This window comes from Halotalea alkalilenta (genome assembly GCF_001648175.1).
In the GTDB taxonomy this organism is placed as follows: Bacteria; Pseudomonadota; Gammaproteobacteria; order Pseudomonadales; family Halomonadaceae; genus Halotalea; species Halotalea alkalilenta_A.
Map to the genome: position 1 here is coordinate 3,425,738 of NZ_CP015243.1, position 20,333 is coordinate 3,446,070.

Here is a 20,333-nt window from a genome sequence, read left to right on the forward strand (position 1 = left end):
ACCGCGCGTCTACTGCCGCAGGCGAATCAGGTAGGCATGGTGGATCTCGGGGCGGCGCTGGAAGTCGGGGTCAAGGGTCGCACGACTGATCTCTTCGACCTCGAAGCGCTGCTCGAGCCCCGGCTCGAGCACGAAGCGCCGCTGGTTGTTGGAGAACAGCAGCGTGCCGCTCGGCGCCAAGCGCGCCATCGCCGCCTCCACCAGGCGCGGGTGATCGCGCTGCACATCGAGGGTAGCGCTCATCTTCTTCGAGTTCGAGAAGGTCGGCGGATCGAGGAAGATCAGGTCGAAGTAGCCGCGCTCACGCCCGAGCCACTCGAAGCAGTCAGCGCGCTCGAGCCGGTGCCGGCGCAGGTCGAGCTTGTTGAGCCGGAAGTTGTCCTGCGCCCACTCGAGGTAGGTGTTCGACATATCGACGCTGACGCTCTCACGCGCGCCCCCGAGGGCCGCATGAACGGTGGCCGAGGCGGTGTAGCAGAACAGGTTCAGGAAGCGCTTGCCCGCGGCCATCTCCCTCAGCCGCCTGCGCACCGGGCGATGGTCGAGGAACAGCCCGGTATCGAGGTAGTCGCGCAGGTTGACCCACAGCTTGGCGCCCTCCTCCTCGACCTGCAGGCGCTCCTTGGAGTCGCTCTGGCGCTGATACTGCGCCTTGCCGCTCTGGCGCTGGCGGCGCTTGAGATAGATCCGGTCAGACGCAACGCCCAAGACCTCGGGCAGTATGCCGAGCGCTTCCATCAGCCGGCGCTCGGCGTGGCTCGGATCGATCGAACGCGGCGGAGCGTACTCCTGCACATGCACCCGCCCCGCGTAGATGTCGATCGCCAGCGCGTACTCCGGCATGTCGGCATCGTACAGTCGATAGCAGCTCACACCGCTGCGCTTGAGCCATTTGGCCAGCCGCTTGCGGTTCTTCTCCAGCCGGTTGGCGAACATCCTCGCGCCTTCGCTCGGCCCGCGCGGCTCATCCTCGCCTTCGGCATTCGACCTGCGCCGTTCGTCCCCGCCTGCGTATACGTCGATCAGCAGCAGCTTGCACTCGAGCTGGCCGTTGCGCAGCGCATACTGTTTGTGGGCCTTGAGCCCGGTACGATGCCCAAGCTCGGGGTTGCCGGTGAAAAGCGCCAGCCGCCAGCCGGGGAACTGGCTGCGCATCCGTTCACCGATCGCCGCGTAGAGCGGGATCAACGCGGGGATATCGCCGATCCGCTCGCCATAGGGCGGGTTGGTGATCACCAGCCCTTGGGCCTCGCCGGCGGGGGCTTCGAGCCGAGCGACATCGCCGCGCGAGAGCGTAAGCCAAGCGTCGACCCCGGCGCGGCGAGCGTTGGCGCCGGCCGCCTCGATCGCCAGGGCGTCGGCGTCCTGGCCGATGAACGAACTGCGCAGCCGCACGCGGCCCTGGCTGGCACGCTGCTGGGCCTCCTCGAGCACCTGGCGCCAGACAGCATCATCGTGGCCCAGCCAGCCATGAAAGCCGAAGCGCGCGCGCTTGAGGTTGGGGGCCATATCGGCTGCGATCAACGCGCCTTCGATCAAAAGCGTCCCCGAACCACACAGCGGGTCGATGAGCACCTCGCCACGCGCCGCGCGCTCGGGCCAGCCGGCGCGAATCAGCAAGGCGGCGGCGAGGTTCTCCTTCAGCGGCGCCTTGCCGCCCTCGCGCCGGTAGCCGCGCAGGTGCAGGCTATCGCCGGATAGATCGATCCCGAGCGTCAGCCGGCCGCGATGCAGGTGAGCGTAGATCCGAAGGCTAGGCTGCTCGAGATCGACCGCTGGACGCGGCGCGCCGCTGGCGACCATCCGCTCGACCACCGCGTCCTTGATCGTCTGGGCGCCGAACCGGGTATGCCGGATGCCTTCCGAATGGCCGTGGAAGTCGACCCTGAGCGTGCCGCCCGGGGCGAGATGCGCGGCCCAATCGATCCCACGGGCGACGTCGAGCAGCGTCTCGGCGCTCTCCACCCCTTCGACCTGGCACAGCCTCAGGATCACCCGGTTGGCCAGACGCGACCACAGGCATGCGCGATAGAGGGCGGCGAGATCCGCCTCGCCACCGACACCGGCGACGGTGGTCGAACCCACCTCCATGCCAAGGGCACCGAGTTCGTCGGAAAGCAGTTGCTCCAGGCCTCGCGGACAGGTGGCGAGGAATGGATAAGTGGTGGAGCTGGTCGAAGAAATCATGATGCCTGCCAGGCGACTTTTCATCGTCGCATAAGGTATGTCGAAAGAATCGTGCGTTGTGGCCCTGAGTCTAAAATGGCGGTCGACACAGGGCGACGAATGTCATAGAACTGTCAATGTAGCGCTGCGAGACCGAGCCGGGATCACCGCGATGGTGACCAGGCCCCGGAGCGGTAAACCAGGACGACGCCGTGTCGCCCTTATCGTTGAGCCTTTGAACTCAGGAGTTCGTAGCAGGATTTTTCGAAGGACTTCACCCATCGACGGCATTCGCCGCCGGTGTTTGCTGACTCCAGCGCGCTCCAGGCCGCCTTCGTCGCGATGACGCGGCGCTCGGATCGCTCTTCCCATCAAGCAGACATGAGGTTTCCGATGAAAAGACAAAAGCGCGACCCTTCACAGCAGGCCTTTCTTCGCGGTTACAAAGCAGGCGTTTCCGGCCGGTCACGCGACCTTTGCCGCAGTCGTGACGTCAATCTTCGTGAATCCTGGATGAGCGGATGGCGCGAAGGCCGTCAGGACCAGTGGTCCGGCATGATAGGCGTTTCAGGCATCCATAAGAATCCCATGGTGCTCGCCTGAGCCGAGCGTTTCGCGCATTTCCTTCGTTCGTTTCATCGCGCCGATGCATCCCGTCCCGATCATCGATGCCTTTACCCGGCGAAGCGCAGTATTCACCGCAACATCATAGATTCGAAGCGGCGACCGGCGAGTCGCCCACGCTCGTGAAAGGCTTTCTCACGAAGGCCGCGACGGTGTCCGACCGAGACACCCGCTGTAAAGCCCTAGTGGCAACCAAATCGAGGCCCGCTCCTGGCGGGCCTCGCCTCATCAGGCCAACGCCTGGGCGCATGCCTTGACCAGGCCGGGACCGCGATAGATCAGCCCCGAGTAGAGCTGGACCAGGTCTGCGCCGATCCGGCGCTTCTCCAGCGCCCCCGCCGCATCGAACACGCCGCCGACACCGATGATCGGCATCTGCGGCAACCGCTCCCGCAGCCGCCTAATCACGCGGTTCGCCCCCGCCTCCACAGGCCGGCCCGAGAGCCCGCCCGCCTCTTCGCTATGTGTCACGCCCTCCACCGCGGCCCGATCCAGCGTGGTATTGGTGGCGATCACCGCATCGATCTGATTGTTGGCGAGACAGGCGGCGACCAGATCGACCTCATCGTCGCTCATGTCGGGGGCGATCTTCACCGCCAGCGGCAGCGCCCGCTCGCGGCCGCGGTCGAGCAGCGCGCTCTCCTGCTTCAACGCCGAGAGCAATCCATCGAGCTGCTCGCCGAACTGCAGGCTACGCAGCCCCGGGGTATTCGGTGAAGAGATATTGACGGTGACGTAGTGGGCATCGGCGTGAACCTTGCGCAAACAAACGAGATAGTCGTCGACCGCGCGCTCCACCGGGGTGGTCAGGTTCTTGCCGATGTTGATCCCGATCACTCCATCGAAGCGGCTCTTGCGAACCTGCGCCACCAGATGATCGACGCCGGCATTGTTGAATCCCATCCGGTTGATGATCGCCTCGCGGCTGGGCAGGCGAAACAGCCTCGGCCGGGGATTGCCCTCCTGGGCCAGCGGCGTGACGGTACCGACCTCGACGAAACCGAAGCCCAGCGCGCCAAGCGCGTCCAGGTGGTCGGCGTTCTTGTCCAACCCGGCGGCGAGACCGACCCGGTTGGGGAAGCGCAGGCCCATCAGGGTGACCGGCGACTCGACCCGGTGCATGCGCAGCAACCCCGCGCGATGGGCCTGATCGAGCCCCTGGAGCGTCACCTGATGGGCGGTCTCGGGATCGAGGCGAAAGAGCAGCGAGCGGGCGAGCGCATACATGGGAGGCATTCCAGAAATGAAGACGGGCAAGGGGCGGCGGGCAGTATAGCGGCTGACGGCGCGGCCGTCAGCGCGCACGCAGCCTGTCACCGACCCGCAGCTTGCCGCCGCTGCCGCTCAATACCACGGCATTGACGCCGAAATAGGCCCGCCCGCCGCTGCCGTCGAACGGCGACAGCGTCATCAGCGTGGCCAGCGGCTCGGCGCGATCGCGAATTTCCCCGCTGATTTGATCGACCTTGACCACCGGGCAGCGCTCGCAGGGCTTGCAGGCCCACAGGCGGATCTTCCCGCCCAGCTGGGCGAACTCCTCCACGCGGTGCTCGGCGAAGGCCGGCAGGCCCTCGATCACCAGATTGGGCCGAAAACGGGTCATCTCCACCGTCTGCGCACCGCGTTCTAGCAGCGCCTGATTGAGCGCATCGAGGCTCGCTCGCGAGGCGATCAAAAGTGGATAGCCATCGGCGAAACCGGTATGACTGATCACCTCGCTGCGTCCCAGCTGCTCGAAGCGCTGCTCGCCGACACGGCGCAGCAGCGCCTGCTCCACTCGGGCATCGCGGGCAAAGCGCAAAAGCCGCAGCGGCGTCTTCCACTGCCCTTCGAACACTCGATCGAGCCAGGCGGAGACCTCCTCGCCTTCGTCAATGCCGAAACAGGGATCACCATGGACCTTGGTTTCCACCAGCGCCCCCTGGGGCGGGGTCAGCGGCAGATGGAGCTGACGACCGCAGGGCGCAAGCAGGCACAGCTCGTGCTCGGTGAGCTGGACACGGATAGCAGCCATCGCCGGCAGCCGGCGCTGGGTCATGAAACGCCCCTCGGCGTCGATCATCATCCAACGGCGATCCCAGGCCAGGCCCTCGCTGGTGAGCCCGGCTTCGTCGAGATTGATGCCGGCGAACCCCTTGACCGGGTAGATCCAGAGCTCGGCCAGTTTGGCGGCCGTTCTCGCCGTTGCATTCTCCATCGTCAGCCGCGCCTTTGCAGCAGTACGCCGCACTCGCAATGATGGGTATAGGGGAACTGGTCGAACAGCGCGAAGCGCTCGATGCGATGGGTAATGCAAAGCCGTTCGAGATTGGCCTCGAGCGTCTCGGGATTGCACGAGATATAGACGATCGAGTCGAACCGCGCGACCTGGGCGCAGCTTTCATCATCGAGCCCGGCGCGCGGCGGATCGACCAGCACGGTGGAGAAGTCGTAGTCATCGAGGCCCAGCGCCTCGGCGCGGCGACCGCGCCTGGCCCCGGAGAGCGCGGTGGAGAACTCCTCGCTCGACATCCGCGCGATCACCGCATTGTCGATACCGTTGTCGGCGAGGTTGTGCTGCGCCGCGGCCACCGAAGTGCGCGAGATCTCGGTACCGAGCACGCGGCGGAAGTTGTCCGCCAGCGCGATGGTGAAGTGGCCATTGCCGCAGTAGAACTCGACCAGGTCCCGCTTGGCCTCGCCCTCGGCGGGCCGGGTCACCTCGCGCGCCCAGCCGAGCATGCACTCGGCGATCCTGGCGTTGGGCTGGGTGAAGCTGTTCTCGATCTGGCGATAGGAGAATCGATTGCCGGCGACCTCGAGGTACTCGGTGACGTATTCCTCGGACAGCACCAGGCGCTGCTTGCGCGAACGGCCGATGATCCTCGCCTCGAGCGTCTCCTCGAGCACCCTCGCCTCGCGTTCCCAAGCCTCATCGAGCGCCCGGTGGTAGATCAGCGTGACCAGCGCCTCGCCCTCGAGGGTCGTGAGGAACTCGACCTGGAAGATCCGCCGGCGCAGGGTCTCACTCGCAAGCAAAGCTTCGCGCAGCTTGGGCATCAGCGCGTTGATCTTGGCACTGGCGACGTCGAAGCGCTCGAGGCGGATCACCTCGCGGCGCTTGGGATCCTCGGGATCGACGTCGAACATCGCGTAGAACAGATCGTCGTCCTGGTGCCAGATCCTGAACTCGGCGCGCATCCGATAGTGGGAGGCTGGCGAGGCGAAAAGCTCCAGCGCAGGCGGCTCGAAGCGCGCGAACTGCGCGGTGATGCGCTGTCGCTTGGCCTCGAGCTGCTGAGGATAGAGGGCGGGATCGACGACTGGAACGCTCAAGCGAAACCTCATGCACGACGGTGGCAAGACACGGAAGCAAAAAAGAAAACACGCTCCAGCGCGACAAGGGCAGCGCTGGGGCGTCAAGTCTAACCGAACGACCCTCGGTTCAGCACCGCGACATGCTGAACTGCGCCAGCCCATGCCACAGCGAGCTTCCCCAGCAGTGACACAGACTCACCATGTCCTGGTGCTTTGCGTCACCCGATCCGGTTTCCGCTCGCCGAGCCCGCTTGGCCCCTGGCGCATGGCACTGACCGCGCACAAAACCGCCGGCATGTTCATGCGCTACGTCCATACAAGAATCAGGAAGAACGCGAGGCCAGCGACGTGGTGGCAAAGCTGCGCGAGCTGATCGCCAGCGGTTATCAAGCAACGCCCGCCAAGGCCGATGAAGTATTGGAACTACCGCGGGCGCTGGCCGGCCCGTTCGAACGGCTCAAGCGCTCCTCTGAACCGCTGCGCGAAGCTGGGAGCCGGATGAAATCGGCTCCTGATCCAAAACACTGTCGCGACAATTCGCACAGCTTGCATCAGCGGCTGTTGACCAGCTCGATTACCCACGCCTACCTCACGGGCAACGGGGTACGTCCATGGAACCATCATGCCACCTAGTGGTATAGTCAGGACAGCGATGAGAATCTTCAAAACTCGCCACTTTCACCGGTGGATGCGCAAGACTGAGTTGAGTGATTCCGCTCTGCACAAGGCTGTCTTGGAGATGGCTGCGGGGTTAATCGACGCTGACCTCGGTGGCGGCGTGGTGAAGAAACGCATCGGACTGGCCGGACGTGGCAAGCGCGGAGGGGTGAGAACGCTAGTCGCCACCAACAAGGGCAACCGCTGGTTTTTCGTGTTCGGCTTCGAGAAGAACGAGCGGGACAACATCAGCGATGATGAACTGCAAGCCTTGCAGGACTATACCGCCGACTTGTTGCAGCGCACGGCCGCGCAATTAGATGAAGCCACCGCCAACGACACTTTGCAGGAGATCACCGATGACTGAGAAAGCCAAACCCAAGAGCCGCATCATAGATGCGGTGCATGAAGGCGCGCGCGACCTGCATCGGTTGGGATTCATCGACAAGCGCAAGATGCAGCGGTACGACATGCTGTGCCTGGCACCGGTGCAGGATTACGACGCCGCCAAGATCAAGGCGCTGCGCGAGCGCCTGCAACTGAGCCAAGCCGTTCTTGCCTCGGTGCTCAACACCAGCGCGTCCACCGTCCGCAAGTGGGAAGTGGGCGACAAACGCCCCAGCGGCCCGTCGCAGAAACTACTCGACATCATTGACCGCAAGGGGCTGGAAGCCGTGCTCTGACGTAGCAATTCTCCGTGGTCGATACCAAGACGTGGGCGAAGGGCGAGGCTACCACACGCATCTCCCACAATGAGGCGGCAGTATCCCGAAATCGTTGAAGCAACTGACGGCTCGATCAAGTACGGCCCGAGCGCGAAAACTGGTGTTAAAAAAGGGCCGAGAGCCCGGTCAGAACAAACCACGCTCGACAAAGGATGTCGTAGCGCCGCCAGCCATGATGATGTGATCCAAGATGCGCACGTCCACCAGCGCCAGCGCATCTTTGAGCCGCATTCGGCTCGATCGCCAGGGTCACCGCTTGAAAGGGACGAAAGTGCTCCATCTCGACAGATATCGTGGGAGCAGATCTTCGTATGATGACGAGTGCCCTTGAATCCATGAAAGGACACCACCCATGCAAATGAACCAAATGCTAACGTCGCTCTTCCAACTGTTAGATGAGATGACCCGAGCCAACAAATACATCGATCAGTTGCAGCCAAGTCCCCGCGGTCGCCGTGTCGAAACCAGGCTGCTGCTAGTCTACGTCGGCGCGGCAGTCTTGCTCGGAGGCGCTATCGCCATCTCTCAACTCGCCGCGGCGCCAGCATGGATAGGAGAAGCCGTTCCCTGGCTCGCTATCGCCATGCCGCTGCTCGGCGTGGCCTTCATCTGTGTGGCCATCTACAACAACCTCGGCGTGCTCTGGCAACGAAAGAAACAGGGCTTCGGCGCAGTGTATCCGCTGGCTAAACGGATGCTGCTCGAAGACGCCCGCTATGTCGAACGGCTTCGCACCTATCCCAAGGCGATGCTCGAGTATGGCCTTCTGCAGTACCGTCATCGCTGGGGCCTAACCGAAAACCGTGCGACGCTACTTGTCGGCGACATCCGCAAGCTTGGCCTCTTTCCCGCGCTGATCGCCCTAGCCGTCGCCGCCCATGGAATGGCCGGCAGTCTCGATAATCCATGGCTACTATGGGGGATGGTGATCGCTGTTGGCTGCTTTTACTTCATAGCGATCGGGGTTTCCAGCTTCGGGGAGCGACGCGCCCAAGTGGCCGATTTACTCCAGTACGCCATCGACCATGCCGAAGACGACGCATCCACCCTGCTTATCGAAGTAATAGCCGATGCGACCACAGGGCGTGATGCTCTATCAGCATCGCCCAAAGAGGGAGTCGAAGTTCCTGTTTAAAACTATCCACTCTCAGCGAACGAGGTCATATCGTCCCCTGCGACGATGAGAGATAAAACGCGAAGCCTCATATTCGAGGCTTGCGAGCGTCAGACAGAGGTTTTGACCGCTGCGGGCGAGCGAACAGTGTACCGCCCTCCTCTCCCGGCCGATGATCTGATGCGCTTTATCCCGGCTCTGCCCCGCCGTCGCTGGATGAATCGATCTACGTCCATCACGTACCAGCAGCGAGGCCGTCGTGGGAAAAAGATAAGGCGTGCTGCGCTGGAACAAGCCACGTTCATCTAGCAGCGTTATTTCCCTTGGCTCCTATCTGGCTTCTAGATCGGATTGACAGAGCATATCAGGCAGCAGTGACATACCCGGAAAACCCGCATTAATACGGGCTTTCCGGTGTCCAAGCCGTTTGAGAACAACGCTCGACAAACTAACCTAACCCATTACCAAAGCGCGATCCGTTGCCGCCGGATCGCACCTGGGTTTAGCGTGCGTCGACCGTCTCGCCCAGCTCGGCCAGCTCGCGCACCGCTACGGCGAACAGCGCGTAGCTGACTTTCGAGCCGGCGCGCACTTCATCGAGCAGTTGGTGCCAACGTGCAAGCTTGCCCTCGCGTCGCCCGAGCCAGACATCGAGACGCTCATCGATCGTCGGCGGCACGTCGTCGAGCCCCTGCACGGTGACGGTCAAAGCCAGCTGCTGGCGATCGAGATCGTCGCGAAGCGCCTCGCGTGCCAGCGCCTCCCAACCGTCGCCGACCGGCAGTTGATCGACCTGCTCGGTCAGCCACGGCAGCTCGAGACGCTCGCCGATCGCATAGTAGGCCTCGGCGACGCGCTCGATCTCGTCGTCGCTGCGTCGCGCCGCCTCGATGATCCCGAGGCCAGCATAGAGGTGATGCAGCGAGACCACGCGGGCGGCCAATGCCTCGGGTACACCAGCGGCGCGGTAGTGCTCGAAGCGGGCCTGCCACGCCTCGGCCTCCTTGCCGCTCAAGCGCTCGCGCACCTCTTCGCTGAGTCGTGCGAGGCGCGAGGAGAAGTGGTCGATCGTCTCGGCCACGCCAAGGGCCGAGCGGCTGCGCAGGAACCAGCGGGTGGCGCGCTGACCGAGGCGCATCAGCGCCCCCATCATGTCGTACTGGACCTGGCTCTCGACCTTGGCGTCCAGCGCCTCGATCTCGCGCCACAGCCGATCGAGCTCGAAACTGTCGCGGGCGATCACGTAGGCACGCACTACGCTGGCCTGGTCGAGCCCGCTGCCGTCGAGCAGCCGGCGCACGAAGGTGATGCCCATCCGATCGACCAGGTCGTTGGCGATCTGGGTCGCGACGATCTCGTGCTTGAGTCCATGCTGGTAGAGCTCGTCTTGGAAACGCTCGACCAATCGCGGCGGGAAGGCGCGCTCGACGTGGCGCTGGATGTACGGCTCGTCGGGGATGTCGGAGCCCGCGAGCTGGGTCTTGAGATCGCTCTTGGCATACGAGATCAGCACCGAGAGCTCGGGATGGGTGAGACCGAGCCCCGCCTCGCCCCGTTCCTGGAGCGCCTGGTCGCTCGGCAGCGCCTCGAGTTCACGATCGAGCACCCCGCCGTCCTCGAGGACCTTGATGAAGCGCCGGTAGCTGCCGATGCTTTCACGCGAGTGGATCGCGGCGAGGGACAGCGCCTGGGTCTGGGTGTAGTTGTCGAGCAGCACCAGGTCTGCGACCTCGTCGGTCATTTCGGCCAGGAACTGGTTGCGCTGCTTGGCGGTCATGTCACCACGCGCGGTGATGCCATCGAGCAGGATCTTGATATTGACCTCATGGTCGGAGCAGTTGACCCCACCGGCGTTGTCGATGAAGTCGGTGTTGAGCCGCACCCCATGCATCGCCGCCTCGCGCCGCCCACGCTGGGTGATACCGAGATTGCCGCCCTCGCCCACCACTCTGGCGCGCAGCGCGCAGCCATCGATGCGAAGCTGGTCATTGGCCTTGTCGCCCACCTCGGCGTGGGTTTCATCGCTCGCCTTGACGTAGGTGCCGATGCCGCCGTTCCAGAACAGATCGACCTCGGAGGCGAGCAGCGCCTGGATCAGCTCATTTGGCGACAACCGCTCGGCGACGATGCCGAAGCGGGACTTCATCTCGGGGCTGATCGCAATCGACTTGGCATCGCGGGAGAACACCCCGCCGCCTGCGGAAATCAGCCTCGGATCGTACTCGTCCCAGCCGAGCCGGGCGTCGAACATCCGCTGGCGCTCAGCGAAGCCGCTGGCCGCGTCGGGCTCGGGATCGATGAAGATATGGCGATGGTTGAACGCCGCGACCAGCCGGATCTGCTCGGAGAGCAGCATGCCGTTGCCGAACACGTCTCCGGCCATGTCACCGACGCCGAGCACGGTGAACGGCTGGGTCTGGGTATCGAGGCCGATTTCACGGAAGTGGCGCTTGACCGACTCCCAAGCGCCACGCGCGGTGATACCCATGCCCTTGTGGTCGTAGCCATACTGCCCGCCCGAGGCGAAAGCGTCGCCGAGCCAGAAGCCGTACTCCGCGGAGAGCGCGTTGGCGATGTCTGAGAAAGTCGCGGTGCCCTTGTCGGCGGCGACCACGAGATAAGGGTCGTCGTCATCGAAACGGACCACGTCGCGCGGCGGCTCGACCTGCTTGTCGACCACGTTGTCGGTGATGTCGAGCATGCCGCGAATCAGCGTGCGATAGCACTCGATCCCTTCGTTCTGGATCACTTCCCGGCTGGCATTGACCGGCAGGCGCTTGCAGACGAAGCCCCCCTTGGCACCGGTCGGCACGATCACCGCGTTCTTGACCTGCTGTGCCTTGACCAGCCCGAGCACTTCGGTGCGGAAATCCTCGAAACGGTCCGACCAGCGCAGCCCACCGCGGGCGACCCGGCCTGCGCGCAGGTGCAGCCCCTCCATCCGCGGCGAGTAGACGAATATCTCGTAAAGCGGCCGTGGCTTGGGCATCTCGGGAATTCGCCGCGGCTCGAGCTTGAACGAGATGTAGTCCTTGGGTTCGCCCTCGGCATCGGGCTGGAAGAAGTTGGTGCGCAGGGTAGCGTCGAACAGGTCCAGATAGCGGCGCAGCAGCCGGTCATCGTTGAGGCTGACCACCTGCTCGAGCTGCGCGTCGATCTCGCTGCGAAGCGCCGCCTGCGCGGCATCGTCGAGCCGATGCTCGGGGTCGAAACGCCCCTTGAACAGCGCGATCAGGCCGCGGGTGATCAACGGATAGCTGGTCAGGGTGCTGGCGATGTAAGGCTGTGACAGGCTGAAGCGGATCTGGTGCAGGTAGCGGGCATAGGCGCGCAGCAGCGCGACCTCGCGCCAGTCGAGCTCGGCGGCGAGCACCAGGCGGTTGAAGGTATCGCTCTCGGCGCTCCCGCTCCAGATCCGGGTCAGCGCATCGAGGAAGTTCTCGCGCAGGGTGGAGAAATCCACCGCCGGCACCACCGCGTCGTCGAGTTCGAGTTCGAAGTCGTTGATCCAGAAACGCTCGTCCTCGCGATCGACGGTGTAGGGGCGCTCGCTGATCACCCTGAGGCCCATGTTCTCGAGCATCGGCACCACGTCCGAGAGCGGGATCGGCCGGCGGCGATGATAGAACTTGAGCCGCACGCTCTCGTGCTTGCCCTCGGGCAGGCGATAGAGGCTGAAGGCGACCGGCTGCTGCCCGAGCTCGGACAGCCGGTCGACGTCGTAGACCGCCGCGCGCGGGCCGAAGTCGGCGCGATAGGCCGCCGGGAAGGCATCGCGGTAGAGCGACATCAGCGCATTCGCGCGCTCTTCGCCGTGGCGCTCGACCAGTGCCGAATGAAGCTCTTCACGCCAGCCACGCGCCAGTTCGGCGATGTGGCGCTCCAGCTCGCGGACATCGAAGACCGGCGGCTCGTCGTGGTTGAAACGCAGGATCAGCTGGATCCGCGCCAGCACCGATTCGGACAGATAGGGCGTGAAGTCGCCGAAACTGGCATCCAGCGACTCGCACAGGTAGTCCTGGATCCTCACCCGCAGGTCAGTAGAGAACACATCGCGGGGCACGTAGACCTGGCAGGAGTAGAACTTGCCGTAGCGATCCTCGCGGATGAACAGCCGCACCTGGCGCCGCTCGCGGATGTTGAGGATCGCAAGCGCGGTCTCGCACAGCTCAGTGGTAGAACTCTGGAACAGGTCGTCACGGGGATAGACCTCGAGGATGCGCTGCAGGTGCTTGCCGTTGTGACCGCTCGGGTCGACGCCGGCCGCCTCGACCACTGCGCGGATCTTGCGCCGCAGCACCGGGATGTTGCGCGCCGAATCGCTGTAGACCGACAGCGTGTAGAGACCGTAGAAGCGCCGTTCGCCGATCACCCGGCCGTCGGCGTCGAAGCGTTCGGTGATGATGTAGTCGGGGTAGGCCGCACGATGAACGGTCGAGGGATAAGCACTCTTGGCGAAAGAGATCAATTGGGGAATCAGCACGTAGCCGCCACCGCTTTCGAGCTGGCCGGCATCGTGGGGCTCTTCGTTGTAGCGCGGCTTGTCGAGCTTGAGCAGACCGAGCTCGGAGCCCTCGACCCGGGCCAGGCGCTGCTGGCCATCCTCGCCCTCGACCAGATCGAAGCTTTCGAAGCCAAGGAAGGTGAAGTGCTCGTCGAGCAGCCATTCGAGGAAGGCGCAGGCCTCCTCGACGTCCTCGGCGGCGACCCCTTCGGCATGACCGGCACGGATCTCATCGATCGCTTGGCGGACCTGGGCGCACATCGGCTCGAAATCGTCGGTGGCGACGCGGACCTCATCGAGAGTCTCGGTCAGGCTCTCGGCCAGCTCGCGCAGCAGCGCGGGATCGGTGTGGCGATCGATCTCGACGTAGATCAACGACTCCTGCTGCTCGGGGAAGCGCGGATCCAGCGGACTCAGATGGACGAGTTCGCCCTGGGCGTCACGGCGCACGCCAAGCACCGCATTGAAGATGGTGTGCACGGTGAGGCCGCGTCGACTCAGCTCGCTGCGCACCGAATCGACCAGAAACGGCATGTTGGCCTGGATCAGCTCGATCACCGTGTGGGTCGACTGCCAGCCGTGCTCCTGGAAATCGGGGTTGTAGACGCGCACCTTGGGACACCCAGCCTCGCGGCTCTGCACCAGTTGCCACATCGATAGCGTCGCACCGTAGACATCGTCGAGCCGGCGGCCAACCAGGTCATCGAAGCTCGCGCTGGCACTGGAGTAGAAGCAGCGTGCGAAATCGGCGATCCGCATGCCGCGGCGGTCTCCCAAGCGCTGATGGAGAAGCTGTTTGAATTGTTCGAAGAACTCTCTGACGTCACCCGTTGCGACCCGCTGCATCTCTTTCCCCTTTTTGGCACCCTTGCGCCGTTGCACCAGGAAGACTAGCGCAACTCGCTGCTTGGACGGGATCGAATTGAGCGTTCGACATGACCCATGCCCGGCAGGCATCGCAAGCGCTCGATTCCAGGCTGAAAAACAGTGGAGCGAAAGCTCAGAGTGTGATCGGACTGGGCGCGGCGAAGTCGAAGCGCGCCAGCGCTCGCGCCAGCCCCGCATGCTCCGGCGCAGTGGCGAAACTCACATCGAGATCGCCTCTGCGCCCGCCGGGCGGCGCGACCTGGGCGGTACGCCGGGCGATCGCCGCCCCCGAATCGATCCACTGGATCGGCCTTGGCGCCAGCGTCTCGCACCAGGCGCGCAGCAGCGGAAAGTGGGTGCAGCCCATCACCACGGTGTCCAGCCCGGGCGTATCGAACAGCGGCGCCAGTGCCGCGGCGATCACTTCGGCATCGGGTGCGGCACCTGCCAGCAGGCGTTCGGCTTCGAGCACCAGGGGATCGGCAGCAACCCGGATCACCCGGCATGAACCGGCGAAGCGCTCGATCAGCGCATCGGTATAGGGACGACGCACGGTGGCCGAGGTAGCGAGCAGGCCGATCACCCGGCTCCGGCTCGCCTCGGCGGCGGGCTTGATCGCAGGCACCGTGCCGACGATCGGCAGCGCGATGCTCGCACGCAGCTGCTCAAGCGCCAGCGTACTGGCGGTATTGCAGGCCACTACCAGGGTGTTCGCCTCGCTCGCCGCGACCCCTGCCCGGCATACCGAGACGATCCGCTCGACCAGCCACTCGTCGGCCTTGGTGCCATAGGGCAGCGCTGCATTGTCGCAAAGGTACGCCAATGCGCGCTCGGGCAGCGCGGCGCGCAGGTGAGCGACCACCGAAAGCCCCCCGAGCCCGGAGTCGAAGACCAGGATCGGAGCGCCGGCCACGGCAGCCGGCGATGTGAAACACGGGTTTGGGGACAACGATGGTGCGGATGCCGGCATCTTGGTGGGATCGAAACGTTAGCTCGCCGATGGCGCGTAGGCGTGGATTCTAGCAAATGCGCGATCGCCCCCGAAGGGGCGACCGATCAAGCCGCTTCCGGCGCCTCGCGGAACTCGCGGTAGAGCTGCGGATACTCATGCTTGAGTTCGCTGAGCCGCCCTTCAGCGTCGCTGAGCAGCGCATCGCAGAGCTGGTGGTACTCGGCCTCGCTGAGGCGCTGCTCGATCAGCGGGAAGAACTCCTCGCGTTCGATACGCAGATAGGCACGGTGCGCCTCTATGTAATCGCGCAGCCGGTCGGCGAAGCGATCGATCGGGATCACCACGTCGTTGAGGATCGAATCGAGATCCTCACTGACCAGCGACAGCCGCTGGCGCAGTTCGGTGTAATCGCGGGCCAATCGATTGACCAGCTCGGCGGCCTGGGCGTCCTGCTCCACCATTCGATCGCCGCATAGCGTCTCGAGCGGGATCATGAACTCTTCCATGTAGTCGAGGATGTAGTCGATCACCTCGCGCACCAGGCGGAAATTGGGTCGTTGTCCTTCGACCAGCGAGCGCTGCTTGAGCGACAGCACGTGCAGCAGGCGCGCCATGTTGGCGTGGTCCTGACGAAGCTGTGAAGTGGTCTGCATGGTTCTGCCTCCCGGGGTGAGGCGCGACGAGGCGCCATTCGTCGATAGGACAACCCGGCCGGATAAGGCGGGTCCTCGACGCTCGACGACGAGCGGGTGAGCTTCGAGTCTACGCCATCGCTCGCGGTAGCGAAGCACGCGACCATGCGGCTTTGGTCTATAGGCACGGATTGACTTCATCCAGCCCTCGGGCCTCGGCTCGAAGGAGACACCAAAGATCACACCGCGCTAGCGCGGCTTGGTCCGAGCGGTAGGCTCGGCCTTGAGCGGGTCATCGGGCCAACAATGCTTGGGGTAGCGCCCTTTCAGCTCTTTCTTCACTTCGGGATAGCCACTACGCCAGAAACTGGCCAGGTCGCTGGTCACCTGGACCGGCCGGCGCGCGGGAGAAAGCAGATGCAGGACCACCGGCTGCCGGCCATCGGCGACGCTCGGGGTGACGGTGGCGCCGAACAGCTCCTGCAGCCGAGCGGCGAGTACCGGCGGTGCGACGCCCTCGGGGTCGTAGTCGAGCCGTGCGCGGCTGCCCGAGGGCAGTAGCAGATGAGACGGCGCCAACCGCTCGAGCTCCGCCGGCAGCGGCCAGGGCAGCTGGGCGAGCAGCGCCTGCTCGAGCGGCAGGCGCTCGAAGTGGGCGACCCTGTGAATGCCCTGCAGCCAAGGGGCGAGCCAGCGCTCGAGCCCGTCGAGCAGCGCATCGTCATCGAGCGCCGGCCAGCGGCTCTCGCCGCCGCGCTCGAGCTCGATCCGGCGCAGCAGCGCAACCCTGGCGCGCAGCTGCATCAGCGCAGGGGTCCAAGGCAGCAGTTCGAGGCCACGCGCGCGCACGAAGGCGAGCTGGGCATCCAGCAACAGCGACGAGTCGTGACTCTCGAGTGCCGCGCGCCTCACCACCAGCTCGCCGACTCGCCACTGCCGCTCGATCAGCATCGCATCGCTGCGCGCCGGCCACTCGCAGCGCTCACTCACTTCCAGCAGCGGGGCCAGGCAGCCTTCGAACAGCGAGGGATCGAGCTCGACGGCCTGGCGGATCACCTCGCTGCGCTCCCCCTGGCGCCCGCCCAGCTCGGCGATCACCAGCCACTGCGAGCGACACAGCGGATCGAGCATCTGGAAATGCGCCGCGCGGCCGTTGGCGAGCAGGTAGTCGACGCCACCGGGGGAGCGCTGGCGGGCGATCCGGTCGGGAAAGGCGAAAGCGAGCAGCGCCCCGCTCCAAGCCGAGGTCTCGACAGTCTGCTCCTCGATACCCAGCAGGCGACGGTAGCGCCGGGCCTGCCGCTGGGCCGCGCCAACGGCACCGACCCTGGCGGCGAGGTCGAGCCCCGCGCCCGCACCGCGCTCCTCGAGCAGCGCGGCGAGTTCGCAACCAAGCGCTCCCTGGCCGAGCTCGCGACCGCGCAGCAGCATGTGCCCCAGGCGCGGCGGCAGCGGCAGTTCGGCCATCGCCTCGCCGTGAGCGGTCAGGCGTCCATCACCGTCGAGCGCACCCAGCGTGCGTAGCAGCCCGCGCGCCTGGGCCAGTGCCGCGAACGGGGGTGGATCGAGCCAGCGCAGCTGCTCGGGCTCGGCACCGAAGCACAGCGCTTGGAGCAGCATCGCGCCGAGATCGGCCTCGAGAATCTCGGCACGGGCATAGGGTGCAAGCGTCGCCTGCTGGGATTCGCTCCACAATCGATGGCAGACACCGGGCGCAAGCCGGCCCGCGCGCCCGGCGCGCTGGTCGGCCTGGGCCTTGGATACACGACGTGTCTCGAGGCGAGTCAGCGCCCGGCTCGGATCGAAGCGCGGCGCGCGGGAGAAACCCGCATCGATCACCACACGCACGCCCTCGACGGTCAGGCTGGTTTCGGCGATAGCGCTCGCAAGCACGATGCGCCGGCGCCCTTGCGGATCCGGCGCGATCGCCGCTCGCTGGCGTTCGAGCGGGAGTTCACCGTGCAAAGGCAGCACTCGGGGGGCACCAGGGCCGGGCCAGCGCCCCTCGAGCCGCGTAGCGAGACGGCGGATTTCGGCCTTGCCGGGCAGGAACACGAGCAGATCACCGGACTGCTCGACCAGCGCGGCGTCGAGGGTTTCGACCAGCCTCGCCTCGAGCCCCCGCCAGTCGTCGAGTCGCAACGGCGTTGCGGCATAGCGCATTGCTACCGGATACAGCCGGCCCTGGCTCGAGAGCCTCGGCGCATCGCCGAGCAGTCCGGCGATGCGCTCCGTATCAAGGGTCGCGGACATCACCAAAAGCTTGAGCGGGTCACCGGGCTCGCGCAGCAGTTCACGCCCGGCAAGACACAGCGCCAGCCCGAGATCCGCATCGAGGTGGCGCTCATGGAATTCATCGAAGATCACCAGCCCAACGTCTTCCAGCGCGGGATCGCGCTGCAATCGGCGCAGCAGCACACCGACGGTGACGACCTCGAGCTGGGTCTTGGGACCGATGCGGCTATCGAGGCGCATGCGATAGCCGACCCGGCCGCCGGGACGCTCGCCGAGCTGCTCAGCGAGGCGCTCAGCCACCGCGCGAGCGGCGAGCCGGCGCGGCTCGAGCAAAAGGATCCGACGCCCGGCGAGCCAGGGGGAGTCGAGCAGCGCCAGCGGCACCCGGGTGGTCTTGCCGGCGCCCGGCATCGCTTCGAGCACCGCCTCGTCGCGCTGGCCCAGGCAGCTTTTCAGCTCGTCGAGCAGCGCATCGACCGGCAGTGGAGAGAGTGGTGAGAGATGAGAAAGAGCCAAGTGCTGCACCATCTACGGACTCAACCGCGGTCGCGATCGAGTTCGGCAAGCCAGGCGAGCTTCTGGCGGATCTTGGCCTCGAGACCGCGATCCACCGGCTCGTAATAGCGGGTACCCTCGAGCTCCGGGGGAAAGTAGACCTCGCCCGCGGCGTAGGCATCCGGTTCATCGTGGGCATAGCGGTACTCACGACCATGACCGAGCGATTTCATCAATTGGGTCGGGGCGTTGCGCAGGTGGACCGGCACCCCGTAGCCAGGGGTGGCGGCGACCTGGGCGCGCGCGGCGTTGTAGGCTTTGTAGGCGGCGTTGCTCTTCGGCGCGCAGGCGATGTAGAGAATCGCCTGCGCGACCGCCAGTTCGCCTTCGGGCGAGCCGAGGCGCTCCTGCACCTGCCAGCCCTCGAGCGCGAGCGTCAGCGCGCGCGGGTCGGCGTTGCCGATTTCCTCACTGGCCATCCGCACCACTCGCCGGGCGATGTAGAGCGGGTCCATTCCCCCTTCCAGCATGCGGCAGAACCAATACAAGGCGGCGTCGGGCGCGCTGCCGCGCACCGACTTGTGCAGCGCCGATATCTGGTCGTAGAACAGATCCCCGCCACGATCGAGCCGGCGCGTGCTCTCACCGAGCACCTCGTCGAGCACCGCCTCGCTGATCCGCGCCCCGCCCTGCTCGCTCGGCTCGGCCAGGTCGGCGGCGATCTCGAGCAGGTTGAGCGCCCGGCGAGCGTCGCCGTCGGCGGCGCGGGCGAGCAGATCGCGCACCTCATCGGGCACCTCGAGAGACTGGGCGCCGAGGCCCGCCTCGCTCACCAGCGCCCGGTCGATCACCCGGCGCAGCTCCGTCTGCTCGAGCGGCTTGAGCACATGGACCCTGGCGCGGGAGAGCAGCGCATTGTTGAGCTCGAACGACGGATTCTCGGTGGTCGCGCCGACGAAGATGAACACCCCCTCTTCGACCCAGGGCAGGAAGGCGTCCTGCTGGGCCTTGTTGAAGCGATGCACTTCATCGACGAAGAGCAGCGTGCGGGTACCGTTGGATGCGCGCATCTGCGCCTGCTCGGCCGCCGCGCGAATATCCTTGCCCCCGGCGGATACCGCCGAGAGGGTGGCGAAATGCGCCTTGGTGTGGGCGGCGATCAGCCGCGCCAGGGTGGTCTTGCCGACGCCCGGTGGCCCCCACAGGATCATCGAATAGAGCTGATCGCGCGCCAGTGCCTGGCGCAGCGGCTTACCGTCGCCGAGCAGGTGGGACTGGCCGACGTAGTCGTCCAGGGTAACGGGGCGCAGCCGCGCCGCCAGCGGCTGTCCTGGCGGCGCGGCTGCGGCGAACAGGTCGTCGCTCACATCGCTCTCCGTGGAATCATCGCCCGGGCCGGGCCCGGGCATGCTGGCTCACTGCTCGCGAATCACATCGGCGCCTTCGGGGATCTGGAAGGCGAAGCGCGAATCGTCGACGCTGCCGTTCTGCTCGATGCTGTCGAAGCCGATCTCGGTGCGCTGGCCGGTGGCGTCGACCAAATCGAGCCCGGTCAGCCGCTGGCCCTGGAAGGTCATCTCGAGCGACTCGAACAGGCTGTCGTTGCCGCGCGGCGAGAGCGAGAAGATTTCAGTATCACCCTGTGCACGCATGCTGACGCCGTAGTTCGAGGTCAGCTCGCCAGCACTGCCGGAGAGCAGCAGCGCCGGCGTGCTGGTGACCTTGGGATCGAGATCGCGCACGGTGACCTGCTCGAGGTCGGGGTCATACATGTAGACCTGGGCACCGTCGGAGACCACGGTCTGTGAATAGGGCGCATTGACTTCCCAGCGGAACTTGCCGGGGCGCGCCAGCCACATGTGTCCGCTGGCATCCTGCAGCGACTGCCCATCGTCACCCTGGACCCGCTGCTGGAAATCGGCGGAGTAGGTATGCAGCGGCTCGAGCAGTTCGGTCAAACGCGATGCCGGGTCCGTCTGGGCCAGCGCCGGGCTCGAGGCACAGAGCGCGACCCCTAGGCCAAGCAGCAGGCGAGCGGCGGGAATGCGGGTCTGAATCATGGCGT

The 20,333-nt window shown here is 65.5% G+C and carries 16 protein-coding genes; 5 read left to right on the forward strand and 11 right to left on the reverse strand.

Annotated elements, in window-relative coordinates:
• Window positions 1-9 precede the first annotated feature (9 nt).
• Window positions 10-2,187, reverse strand: a complete 2,178-nt coding sequence (rlmKL, locus tag A5892_RS15330; RefSeq protein ID WP_064124547.1) for a bifunctional 23S rRNA (guanine(2069)-N(7))-methyltransferase RlmK/23S rRNA (guanine(2445)-N(2))-methyltransferase RlmL — start codon at window positions 2,185-2,187, stop codon at window positions 10-12.
• A 372-nt stretch (window positions 2,188-2,559) separates the two neighbouring features.
• On the opposite strand from rlmKL, the gene rmf reads away from it, so the two are divergent.
• Window positions 2,560-2,769, forward strand: a complete 210-nt coding sequence (gene rmf, locus A5892_RS19960; protein WP_081803651.1) for a ribosome modulation factor — start codon at window positions 2,560-2,562, stop codon at window positions 2,767-2,769.
• A gap of 249 nt (window positions 2,770-3,018) precedes the next feature.
• Here rmf and A5892_RS15335 read toward each other — a convergent pair whose 3' ends face one another.
• The 3 genes from A5892_RS15335 to trmA all read right to left on the reverse strand — a co-directional run bounded on the left by A5892_RS15335 (window position 3,019) and on the right by trmA (window position 6,105).
• Window positions 3,019-4,017 (reverse strand): quinone-dependent dihydroorotate dehydrogenase, encoded by a 999-nt coding sequence (locus tag A5892_RS15335; protein ID WP_064123521.1) that lies wholly within the window; start codon window positions 4,015-4,017, stop codon window positions 3,019-3,021.
• 67 nt (window positions 4,018-4,084) lie between these two features.
• Entirely contained in the window at window positions 4,085-4,987 is a 903-nt protein-coding gene (locus A5892_RS15340; RefSeq protein WP_064123522.1) for an MOSC domain-containing protein, read from the reverse strand.
• Between the two features lie 2 nt (window positions 4,988-4,989).
• Window positions 4,990-6,105, reverse strand: a complete 1,116-nt coding sequence (trmA, locus tag A5892_RS15345; RefSeq protein ID WP_064123523.1) for a tRNA (uridine(54)-C5)-methyltransferase TrmA — start codon at window positions 6,103-6,105, stop codon at window positions 4,990-4,992.
• Between the two features lie 195 nt (window positions 6,106-6,300).
• Here trmA and A5892_RS15350 point away from each other — a divergent pair, with 195 nt between their 5' ends.
• The 3 genes from A5892_RS15350 to A5892_RS15360 are packed head-to-tail and all read left to right on the forward strand — an operon-like array spanning window position 6,301 to window position 7,427.
• The gene (locus tag A5892_RS15350; protein WP_150123566.1) at window positions 6,301-6,720 is read left to right on the forward strand and encodes a hypothetical protein; all 420 of its coding nucleotides are present in this window, start codon (window positions 6,301-6,303) and stop codon (window positions 6,718-6,720) included.
• 19 nt (window positions 6,721-6,739) lie between these two features.
• Complete coding sequence (locus A5892_RS15355) at window positions 6,740-7,111, forward strand: type II toxin-antitoxin system RelE/ParE family toxin (protein ID WP_064124548.1); 372 nt, start codon at window positions 6,740-6,742, stop codon at window positions 7,109-7,111.
• Complete coding sequence (locus A5892_RS15360; RefSeq protein WP_064123525.1) at window positions 7,104-7,427, forward strand: helix-turn-helix domain-containing protein; 324 nt, start codon at window positions 7,104-7,106, stop codon at window positions 7,425-7,427. Before A5892_RS15355 ends, A5892_RS15360 begins: the two co-directional genes overlap by 8 nt.
• A 168-nt stretch (window positions 7,428-7,595) precedes the next feature.
• Here A5892_RS15360 and A5892_RS19965 read toward each other — a convergent pair whose 3' ends face one another.
• On the reverse strand, window positions 7,596-7,700 hold the full coding sequence (locus A5892_RS19965; RefSeq protein ID WP_082890496.1) for a JAB domain-containing protein: 105 nt from the start codon (window positions 7,698-7,700) through the stop codon (window positions 7,596-7,598).
• A gap of 121 nt (window positions 7,701-7,821) precedes the next feature.
• Between A5892_RS19965 and A5892_RS15365 the strand changes: the two genes are divergently transcribed.
• A complete protein-coding gene (locus A5892_RS15365) occupies window positions 7,822-8,604 on the forward strand; it encodes a hypothetical protein (protein WP_064123526.1) in 783 nt (260 codons plus the stop codon).
• A 481-nt stretch (window positions 8,605-9,085) separates the two neighbouring features.
• On the opposite strand, the gene A5892_RS15370 is transcribed toward A5892_RS15365, so the two are convergent.
• The 6 genes from A5892_RS15370 to lolA all read right to left on the reverse strand — a co-directional run bounded on the left by A5892_RS15370 (window position 9,086) and on the right by lolA (window position 20,328).
• Entirely contained in the window at window positions 9,086-13,933 is a 4,848-nt protein-coding gene (locus tag A5892_RS15370; protein ID WP_064123527.1) for an NAD-glutamate dehydrogenase, read from the reverse strand.
• 154 nt (window positions 13,934-14,087) lie between these two features.
• A complete protein-coding gene (gene murI / locus A5892_RS15375; RefSeq protein ID WP_064123528.1) occupies window positions 14,088-14,867 on the reverse strand; it encodes a glutamate racemase in 780 nt (259 codons plus the stop codon).
• 143 nt (window positions 14,868-15,010) lie between these two features.
• Complete coding sequence (locus tag A5892_RS15380; protein WP_064123529.1) at window positions 15,011-15,559, reverse strand: hemerythrin domain-containing protein; 549 nt, start codon at window positions 15,557-15,559, stop codon at window positions 15,011-15,013.
• 228 nt (window positions 15,560-15,787) lie between these two features.
• Complete coding sequence (gene hrpB / locus A5892_RS15385) at window positions 15,788-18,301, reverse strand: ATP-dependent helicase HrpB (RefSeq protein WP_064123530.1); 2,514 nt, start codon at window positions 18,299-18,301, stop codon at window positions 15,788-15,790.
• Between the two features lie 8 nt (window positions 18,302-18,309).
• Window positions 18,310-19,677, reverse strand: coding sequence for a replication-associated recombination protein A (locus A5892_RS15390; RefSeq protein WP_064123531.1), 1,368 nt, complete (start codon window positions 19,675-19,677; stop codon window positions 18,310-18,312).
• A 6-nt stretch (window positions 19,678-19,683) separates the two neighbouring features.
• Window positions 19,684-20,328 carry an outer membrane lipoprotein chaperone LolA gene (lolA, locus tag A5892_RS15395; protein WP_064123532.1) on the reverse strand — a complete coding sequence of 215 codons (645 nt, stop codon included), beginning with the start codon at window positions 20,326-20,328 and terminating at the stop codon, window positions 19,684-19,686.
• Between the last annotated feature and the right edge of the window lie 5 nt (window positions 20,329-20,333).

Excerpts from the sequence above, each read along its gene's own strand:
- A5892_RS15365 (WP_064123526.1), top strand. The coding sequence starts at position 7,822 with ATGCAAATGAACCAAATGCTAACGTCGCTCTTCCAACTGTTAGATGAG.
- A5892_RS15370 (WP_064123527.1), bottom strand. The coding sequence starts at position 13,933 with ATGCAGCGGGTCGCAACGGGTGACGTCAGAGAGTTCTTCGAACAATTC.
- hrpB (WP_064123530.1), bottom strand. The coding sequence starts at position 18,301 with ATGGTGCAGCACTTGGCTCTTTCTCATCTCTCACCACTCTCTCCACTG.
- A5892_RS15380 (WP_064123529.1), bottom strand. The coding sequence starts at position 15,559 with ATGCAGACCACTTCACAGCTTCGTCAGGACCACGCCAACATGGCGCGC.
- A5892_RS15335 (WP_064123521.1), bottom strand. The coding sequence starts at position 4,017 with ATGTATGCGCTCGCCCGCTCGCTGCTCTTTCGCCTCGATCCCGAGACC.
- A5892_RS15360 (WP_064123525.1), top strand. The coding sequence starts at position 7,104 with ATGACTGAGAAAGCCAAACCCAAGAGCCGCATCATAGATGCGGTGCAT.
- A5892_RS15390 (WP_064123531.1), bottom strand. The coding sequence starts at position 19,677 with ATGCCCGGGCCCGGCCCGGGCGATGATTCCACGGAGAGCGATGTGAGC.
- A5892_RS15355 (WP_064124548.1), top strand. The coding sequence starts at position 6,740 with ATGAGAATCTTCAAAACTCGCCACTTTCACCGGTGGATGCGCAAGACT.
- A5892_RS19965 (WP_082890496.1), bottom strand. The coding sequence starts at position 7,700 with ATGCGGCTCAAAGATGCGCTGGCGCTGGTGGACGTGCGCATCTTGGAT.
- rlmKL (WP_064124547.1), bottom strand. The coding sequence starts at position 2,187 with ATGATTTCTTCGACCAGCTCCACCACTTATCCATTCCTCGCCACCTGT.
- A5892_RS15340 (WP_064123522.1), bottom strand. The coding sequence starts at position 4,987 with ATGGAGAATGCAACGGCGAGAACGGCCGCCAAACTGGCCGAGCTCTGG.
- rmf (WP_081803651.1), top strand. The coding sequence starts at position 2,560 with ATGAAAAGACAAAAGCGCGACCCTTCACAGCAGGCCTTTCTTCGCGGT.
- lolA (WP_064123532.1), bottom strand. The coding sequence starts at position 20,328 with ATGATTCAGACCCGCATTCCCGCCGCTCGCCTGCTGCTTGGCCTAGGG.